This is a genomic window from Bacillus sp. JJ1127, from assembly GCF_036965845.1.
GTDB lineage: Bacteria > Bacillota > Bacilli > Bacillales > Bacillaceae_G > Bacillus_A.
This window is the reverse complement of record NZ_JBALQK010000001.1, coordinates 12,380-19,702: the sequence shown is the minus strand read 5'-3', so window position 1 is coordinate 19,702 and position 7,323 is coordinate 12,380. Positions and strand designations below refer to the sequence as shown.

Below are 7,323 nucleotides of genomic sequence, written 5' to 3'. Positions count from 1 at the left end.
TTTGTATACAACGCATCAATATCCTCAAAATTTCCGCTTTTATAAAACTTTGTTAAATTAAACTTTGACTCATCTATCATCATCACAACTTGTTTTGCATTTTTCTTTAATTGCTGAAAAATTTGTGCGTCCTCAATATATGAACACGTCAGTTCCTTTTCTAAAGAAATTCCATCACACGAAGCAAATAATTTATTAACAGTAAATTGGTCAAGATAGTTTAACGTCATTTCTCCAGACAATGCTAATGAATTGGAATTTAACATTCCACCAAAAACTATTAATTTGCAATCAAATGAACCATACTGTTCTTTAAGTTCAATAACTTTATTGACAGCAGGTATCGAGTTTGTTAGGATTGTCAAATTCTTTTTATCATGTATAAAATCCAAAATTTGCATCGTAGTCGTCCCAATTTCAATTGCAATAATATCATTATCTTCTACCAGTTTACTTGCTTCCATAGCAATTTTTCGTTTTTCTTCAATATTCTCAGATCGACGTTTGTCAAAATAAAATTCAATCGTATGATCTTTTTTCTTAACTGCACCACCATGTATTTTCGTAAGCTTACCTTCCTTATGCATCATGTCTAAATCTCTTCGAATTGTTTCTGTGGTAACATTTAACGCCTTTGCTAAATCATTCACCATCACTCGATTGTATTTTTCGAGCTCATCAAGTATGTATTTTCTTCTCTCAAATTGTGTATAAGATTTCATTCCATTAACACCTCTTTATATTACACAAAATATACATCGTTCTAAAAAAACTTATAAAAACTAGAACGATACCTCTAAAAAACGCTATTTCTAGCAGTATAAAACCATTTTCTCTATTCTGTTTCTCTTTACTTAAAGTATAGTGTAACTAGTCAATAATTTCATCTAAAAGGCAAATTGTATAGTTTAAGAATTTTTCATTCATACTTCGACTGAACAATCTACATCACAAAATGTGTTCTCTCTTTGTTTTAACCTGGCATGGAATAGGAAAAAGCTCTGACCGTTTCTATACATGTCGGATATTCTCTCCCACCTATCTATATTCAGTTTGATTTTCCGTCATATAAATCACGGCTATGAAATTAAAAAGAGATCTCCACTTGCTTTATCCTTTTGGTTTCACACGGCATGGGGCTAAAAAAGGCTCTGACCGCTTCTATGCATGGCCGGATACTCTCTTCCACCTAAAAAGAAAGGTTTTTAATGAAAAAACAGCTGCCGATATTTAACTGGCAGCTGGATAACTCATAAATAATTTGGAAAATAAATCTTCCGTTGTTTCTGTAATCTTATCAAACATATCCGTTCCACTTTCGTCTTGCTCTTTCATCATCTTAATGGTTTCTTTTGCATCCTCAGGATAGTCTGTAATAATCCCATCAACATTAAGCTTATAATATTTCCTTAAGCTTTCCATATCATTTACAGTCCATACATAAATCGGTTTATTTAATTTATGAGCTGATTGTACTAATTGCTTATTCAACATATATTCTTCTGCTACATAAAAATCTGCTTGAACATATTTTAAATTTGCTATACCTGCATAGAGTACATACCCTACTTTTATATCTGGATTTGCACGCTTAAATTCTTTAATAAGCGGATAGTGCAATGTTTGAATTATACATTGCTTTTCAAAGTCATTATCCTTAATTGTTTTTAATACCTTCTTTACAAAATCTTTTTCATTCTCATTCCCGTGCAATTTCACTTCTATATTAAGTTTTATCTTATTTTTTGCAAGCTTAATAATCTCATCAAGTGTGCTAATTTCCCCAGAGAATCCATCTTGACTAAGATTAAGTTTCCGTAGTTCATCCATCGTCAAATCTGATACATGTACATTCGCATTCGCAAGACGCTTTAATTTCAAATCGTGTATAACGGCCAATTCACCATCTTTTGTTTGCAATACATCAATTTCAGCATAATCCGCTTTTGCATCAATCGCACCTTGCACTGCCTCTTTCGTATTCTCTACTCCTTTTGAAGTATATCCACGATGAGCCATAATCACTGGCTCTTTATAGGAATTCGAAATAAACGTCACAATGAACGCAACTACCATACCAACCGTGAAAACCCCAACAATATATACACCGATAAATTTCAAGCGATGCTTTTTAAAGAAACATTTATCTGCTTTTGTTTTTGAATAATCTAATCCCTCTTCTAATAGAACATCTTCAACTGAAACCTTTTGTAAATATAGCCTTGTCAATGCCATAATATAAAACGGTGTTACAATAAAGCTAAATAAATACAATGTACTCGTTAAAAATACTGATAGAGTTGATTCTGCTAATAAGGCAAATGTTCCTTTTGGGTTTGTAAATTCATACACACCCCATAAAAATAGCAAGTATATACCTGTAAGTAAAACAAATACGATTCCGATTGAAAGCAAAAAGCCAACTAAAAAGAACAATACTTTAAAGAAATTTTCTTTTACCAAATTTGCGCTTTTGCGTGCAGCTGTACGAAATGTTTTTTCTTCTAAAACAATAATCGGTAACACAAAAATCCAACGAAGATTCAAGTATGCAACTACAGCAAAGAAAGTGTAGTAACCTATTTGCCCCATTGTCGTTTTAAACAATTCACCAGTAATAAAATTTGGAATTTGAATTTCTGGGATTAATGCAGATTGATATCCCAAGCTTAATAGAGGTAACAATACAACAGCATACAAGATGAATCCTGGCAAACAATATGTGAAAAAAGAAGGTAAATACGTTACCGTTTTATACAAGATCGGGCGTAATTTCACCTTTTGTCGTTTATGTGCAAAATATGAAATAATAATAAGAACTGCAAACTCTGTAAAAATGAGGAAGAGCGCCAATATCGATAAAATTAAAATAGCTGCAATACCATATGGTGTTTTCAAAAACGCTAGCAACTCATCATTTGTCGCATTTGCATAGCCGCCCCAATATAATAACTTATTAAAAATCATACGGAATAGCGGTATAAATACGATCGCCGCTAATAATTTATAAACAAGCTGAAAAGCCAGCACATTCCAAAAAGCAAACCGTACCGTTTGAAAGGAATGTCTCATGACTCCTGGTATAGATAGTCTTTTACGGTGTAGCATAAACCCCTCCAAATTCTAAAACTATATTTGAGATGGATTCCATATATATACATCACTTTAAAAACCGACATAAAAATCCTCCTTTTAGGCGGGAGAGAGCATCTATTCATGCATAGAAGCGATCAGGGCCTTTTTCTACCACATGCGAAGTAAAAAGTAGGTTACTTTTTATTCTGCATAGCAGGGATGTAAATGTCGAAAAATTAAAATGGATTTATATATTTCCAGTTCACATCCATCTTTTTTATAATAATATATTCCGCTTAACATGAACACTCTTATACACACTCATAAAAAAGAGTGATGGTTCCTTTCCCCCATCACTCTTTCTCTAGTTTATTTTTTCTCTAACCCTTGTCCAAATGCTTTTAGAAAACTAAAGCCAAATGTAATCGCTCTATTGATATCAGGATCTTTTAAGACTTTAAAAAAGTCCATAACCTTTGTTTTTTTACCTGTTTTTAATTCATCTGTCGCAAATTGTAATCCTGTCACTAAACTCGATGTTACCTGTTTTGTTATTTCTGGATCTACAGAAGATAATGCTTCTCCTGCCCCCATCATATTATTTAATGCATTTTTTACTGGTTCACGATTTAATTGCTCAACAGCAATTTTAGAAACATCTTCTTTTGCGGCAAGCAAGCTGATCGCAGCATCTAAAATTCCTGCTTGCTGTAATTGTGCCAATAGCTGCATCGTTTCTGCTACTGCCTCTTGATTCTCCGCTAATTGTGTTAACAGCTCATCTGATAACTGTTGTTTCTTTTCTTCTTCTGTTATAACTTTCTTTTGAATCAATGTAATTTCTTTTGCCACTTTCTTCGCCCCCTAATTCTGGTCCACAAGTGATACGTATTGTTTTCTTTGCCATTTTTGCTCGATTTCAACACCATTTTGCGGATGACGTTTTTTATCCCTTGGGTTTGAAGCAGGTAACGGACGATTTCCTTTTTCACGCAATACGCGCATTTTCACCATCGTTTGTTTATAAGCTGGTGTACAAGTATATAGGTCTGTCGCTGTTCCTGTTAAAATATTAATCGCTTCTTCATTTACTGTCGCGTGCATCGGTAAATATAACTCGTTTCCAGTTACACGATCTGTAATAAGTGCCTGTACTTTGATTTTTCCAAACGGTGATGTAAGTTCTACAAGGCCACCATCTTTCACATTCCGCTCAGCAGCAAGCTCTGGTGAAATCTCAACAAACACCTCAGAAATTTTTGATAAAATCCCTACTGATTTATTAGTCATATTTCCTTCATGGAAATGTTCTAACATACGACCATTATTTAATAATAAATCGTATTCTTCCGGCGCTACAACTGGTGGCACCCATTCATCTAATGACAGGCGCGCTTTCTTATCAGGGAAGTTAAAACCATCCACGTATAATAATGGCGTATCACTACCATCATGGCTACCCCAACATAAACTATTCCATCCTTCTAAACGATCATATGTCGCTTGTGAATAATACGGCGCGAGTGATGCGATTTCATCCATAATTTCACTTGGGCTTTCATAATTCCAATCACCACCGAGGGCACGGGCTACTTTTTGCACGATCCACCAATCTGGTTTCGAATCACCGAGCGGTTTCATAACTTCATATAAACGCTGAATACGACGCTCTGTATTCGTAAATGTTCCTTCTTTTTCTAGACTTGGTGCCGCTGGTAAAATAACATCAGCAAAACGAGCTGTTTTTGATAAGAATATGTCTTGAACTACAAGGAAGTCGAGATTACTTAAAATGTGTTGCACATGATTCGCATTGGAATCGACTAATGCCATTTCTTCTCCCATTACATACATACCACGGAGTTTTCCTTCCTCTGCAGCCGCAAGCATTGCAATGTTATTCAGCCCTGGCTCTTTTGGAATTTGAGTACCATATGCTTTTTCAAATTTCGCACGGAGTGTATCATCCGACACTGCTTGGTAGCCTGGAAGCCAGTTCGGTAATGTTGCCATATCACAAGCACCTTGTACGTTATTATGACCACGGAGTGGATATGCACCAGCACCTGGGCGACGATAGTTACCTGTTACAAGAAGTAAGTTTGAGATCGCTGCAGATGTTGTACTTCCTCCTGTATTTTGTGTAACACCCATACCCCAAAGTACACAAGTACCATCTGCTTCATATACCATACGAGCCATTTCTTTTAATGTACCTTGAGAAATACCTGTAATATCTTCCGTATAATCAAGTGTATACTTCTCTAACATCTTGCTATATTCATCAAAGTTCTTCACATTTTCATCTAAGAATTTCTTATCGTGCCAACCCTGATCAATAATATATTTTGTTATTCCCGCAAGCCATACATAATCAGTTCCTTGACGCGGATGAACAAATAGGTCCGCACGCTCTGCCATTTCATGTTTACGTAGGTCTGATACAATCAGTTTTTGCTCATGTAATTTATGGGCACGTTTCACACGAGTAGCAAGTACAGGGTGCCCTTCCGTTGGATTCGCTCCCACAATAATAACAAGGCCAGCTTCCGCAATATCTTTCACTGTCCCTGCGTCTCCACCTATACCAACAGTTTTTGTTAAACCATCGCTTGCTGGAGATTGGCAATAACGAGAACAGTTATCCACATTATTTGTTCCATATATTTGACGAGCTAACTTTTGCAGCAAATAGTTTTCTTCATTCGTTACTTTTGAAGAAGAAATAAATCCAAATGCATCGCTACCATATTCAGATTTAATATGCTGCATGTTAGATGCAACAACTTCTAACGCTTCTTCCCATGATGCTTCGACAAACATATCTCCTTGACGAATTAAAGGTTTCGTAATGCGATCTTCACTGTTTACAAAATCCCAACCGAATTTCCCTTTTACACATGTTGAAATCCCATTTACCGGTGCATCTGATACAGGTTGTACTTTTAAAATTTGACGATCTTTCGTCCATACTTCAAACGAACAACCAACACCACAAAATGTACAAACGGTTTTCGTCTTGTTGACCTTCGTTTTACGCATTGCAGATTCCACTTCTGAAACAGCTAAAATACTACTATATCCAGGCTCTACGTCCTTTACAAAATCAATCATTGGGTCTAACACATCCGGTTTCAACCCAGTCATAAATCCAGCTTCTCCTAGCATCGTTTTTTCCATTAATGCGTTACAAGGACAAACTGTTACACATTGGCCACAACTTACACAGGATGAATCATTAATACTAACGCCATTGTCCCATATAACACGAGGTCGATCTAAACTCCAATCAACGGATAACGTTTCGTTTACTTGTAGATTCTGACATACTTCTACGCACTGTCCACAAGCAATACATTGGTTCGGATCATAACGATAAAATGGGTGCGACATATCCACCTCACTCGCACTCACTTTCGGCTCATATGGATATTTCTGCTCTTCAACTCCCATCATATGTACCGTATTATGAACCTTACAGTTACCATTGTTATTATCACATACTGTACAATACAATAAATGGTTCTCTAATATTCGATCCATTGCTTCCGTTTGCGCTTCTTTGGCACGCGCTGATTTTCTTTCAATATGCATACCGTCTTCCAATTTTGTTGAACAAGCACGCATAAGTTTTCCGTCTACTTCCACAATACATGTATCACAAGTTTGAATTGGATCTACTTCTGGTACATGACAAATCTGTGGATGCTCTAAATTACTTTCGTTAAATAATTGCAGTATCGTTTTTTCACCAGATGAAAGAAATTCTTTTCCATCAACAGTTACACGAACGTTCTGTTCTGACATGGTTTCCCCTCTCCTTACAACTAACTGTACAATACAGTTATGAATCCGCTTTCACAACTGTACTGCCACACATATTTTTGAAACACCCTGTTGAAATCCTATCTTAGAAGTTGATTCTAGATGATAAAGGTATACTACGAAACCTTAAAAATGACACTATTCTACTACTCTATTATATCGTAAATATACGATAATAACCAAAGTAATCTTCTATATAAATCCATTTTAATTTTTCAACATATACGTTGCTGCTGTGCAGAATAAAACATGATCTACACTCGCTTTCATCCTTACATGTGGCAGGAAAAGGCCCTNNCTAAAAGAAAGGGGTTTTTACGCCGGTTTTTTAATTTGTATTTATATAATATGTATACATTTTAACTTTTCGACATCTACATCCCTGCTATACAGAATAAAAAGTGACCTACACTCGTTTGCTCT

4 protein-coding genes are annotated in these 7,323 nt (G+C 35.6%); all 4 read right to left on the bottom strand.

From position 1 onward, the window contains the following. On the bottom strand, positions 1-722 hold a 722-nt coding region (locus V7183_RS00075; RefSeq protein WP_335358330.1), incomplete at its 3' end, for a DeoR/GlpR family DNA-binding transcription regulator. Positions 723-1,230: 508 nt separating this feature from the next. Then, positions 1,231-3,108 (bottom strand): glycerophosphodiester phosphodiesterase, encoded by a 1,878-nt coding sequence (locus V7183_RS00070; RefSeq protein ID WP_335358329.1) that lies wholly within the window; start codon positions 3,106-3,108, stop codon positions 1,231-1,233. Positions 3,109-3,444: 336 nt separating this feature from the next. Continuing rightward, entirely contained in the window at positions 3,445-3,927 is a 483-nt protein-coding gene (locus V7183_RS00065; protein ID WP_097896559.1) for a DUF1641 domain-containing protein, read from the bottom strand. 12 nt (positions 3,928-3,939) lie between these two features. After that, positions 3,940-6,882 carry a formate dehydrogenase subunit alpha gene (gene fdhF, locus V7183_RS00060; protein ID WP_335358328.1) on the bottom strand — a complete coding sequence of 981 codons (2,943 nt, stop codon included), beginning with the start codon at positions 6,880-6,882 and terminating at the stop codon, positions 3,940-3,942. Positions 6,883-7,323: the final 441 nt, after the last annotated feature.

Excerpts from the sequence above, each read along its gene's own strand:
- V7183_RS00070 (WP_335358329.1), bottom strand. The coding sequence starts at position 3,108 with ATGCTACACCGTAAAAGACTATCTATACCAGGAGTCATGAGACATTCC.
- fdhF (WP_335358328.1), bottom strand. The coding sequence starts at position 6,882 with ATGTCAGAACAGAACGTTCGTGTAACTGTTGATGGAAAAGAATTTCTT.